Origin of the sequence: Vibrio sp. Vb1337 (assembly GCF_033338715.1) — a bacterium.
GTDB lineage: Bacteria > Pseudomonadota > Gammaproteobacteria > Enterobacterales > Vibrionaceae > Vibrio > Vibrio alginolyticus.
Genome location: NZ_JAWOTD010000068.1, coordinates 1 through 1725, shown reverse-complemented (window position 1 = coordinate 1725; position 1725 = coordinate 1). Strand labels below are relative to the sequence as shown.

At 48.1% G+C, this 1725-nt stretch carries 1 protein-coding gene; it reads left to right on the top strand.

Annotation, left to right across the window (positions count from 1 at the left end; genetic code table 11):
* Positions 1 to 97 precede the first annotated feature (97 nt).
* Positions 98 to 1725, top strand: a 1628-nt coding sequence (locus R7E42_RS23875; RefSeq protein WP_318073070.1) for an alpha-amylase, incomplete at its 3' end; no start/stop codon positions are given.

Sequence of the window (1725 nt, the reverse complement as noted above, 5' to 3'; positions counted from 1 at the left end):
GTTAGAATGATGTGTTCAGTTTCTTATCTAGGCACAATTAGTGTGAATAAAACTAATAAATGTGCATGGTTACCATGTGCTGCCAATGGACTGAACGATGAAACTGAACCTGATTACTACTACTTTACTGCTTGCGTCGGCAAGTGCCATCGCCGAGCCTAACATCACCATTTCTACCACGACCAACAGCCGTGACTTCCCGCTAAGTGCAGAGCAGCCTTTGGTTGTGCCTCTAACCAAAGACGGATACACGCTTAAAATCACGGGCGTTGAAGGTGACTGCGTTGCACCTGATGGTCAGAAAGTGAAGTTCAACAAACCTATCGCGCTAAATTGTGGCAAGCCGACCGAACTGCCACTCAAAGTTCGCTTTACTGGCGACTATTCCTTCGCTTACGACGACGCGGCTAAGACGTTGCTGTTTAAGCGAGAGCCGAAAAAAGCAGCAAAAACCGAATTTAAACGCCCGATCCCGCAAGTACAATGTGAAGTCTACCAAGGCGGTGAAGTGACGATCGCTGTGGGGGATAGCTTTCCTGAAGGCACCAAGTTACGCGATGCTTATTCAGGTCAAATGGTTGAAGTGAAAGAGCAGAAAGTATCGCTGACGCCAAGTAAAGACTCTGGTGGCCTAGTGCTGCTAGAGCCTGTGCAGAAAACCAAAGAAGCGGTGCCATTTGATTACCGAAATGCAAACATTTACTTCGTGATGGTTGACCGTTTCAACAACGCAGACGCAAGTAACGACAACAGTTATGGTCGTAAAAAAGACGGCAAAGATGAAGTTGGCACGTTCCACGGCGGTGACCTTAAAGGTGTAATTGAGAAATTGGATTACATCAAGAGCCTAGGTACAGACGCGATTTGGTTGTCGCCAATCGTTGAACAAGTGCACGGCTTTGTCGGTGGTGGCGATAGTGGCTCATTCCCGTTTTATGCTTACCACGGTTACTGGACGCGTGATTTCACCAAGATTGATGAGAACTTCGGTAACGAAGAAGATTTAAAAACGCTGGTGGAAGAGGCGCATAAGCGTGGCCTCAAAGTCTTGATGGATGCGGTTATCAACCATTCTGGTTACTCAACATTGGCAGATCTACAGTTTGATGGTATCGATGTGTTAAAGCCTAATGCCGAACTGCCCAAGAAATGGGGCGACTGGCAACCAAAAGCAGGCGAAAATTGGCATAGCTACCACCAGAATATTGATTATCAGAGTCCGAACTGGGCGAAGTGGTGGGGCGGCGATTGGGTAAGAACCGGCTTGCCGGGTTACCCAGCTCCGGGCAGTAGCGACATTACGATGTCTCTTGCTGGCTTGCCAGATTTCATCACTGAATCCAATAAAACCGTCACGCCGCCGCAATGGTTGTTGAATAACCCTGGCACTCGCGTTGAGGCGCGTGACAATTACACCGTCTCGGATTACTTGATTGAATGGCAAACTGACTGGGTGAAACGCTTTGGCATTGATGGTTATCGCGTCGATACGGTGAAACACGTCGAAGGTGAAGTTTGGAAGCGTCTAAAAGAGGAAGCATCGAACAGCCTAGAACAATGGCGTAAAGAAAATGGCAAATCAGGTCAGCCGTTCTGGATGATGGGCGAAGTTTGGGCGCACAGTGCTTATCGTAGCCCGTATTTTGATGATGGTTTCGATGCGCTGATCAACTTCGATTTACAAAAAAGAATGGACCGCGGCGCCGCTTGTTTAAGCACCATGGA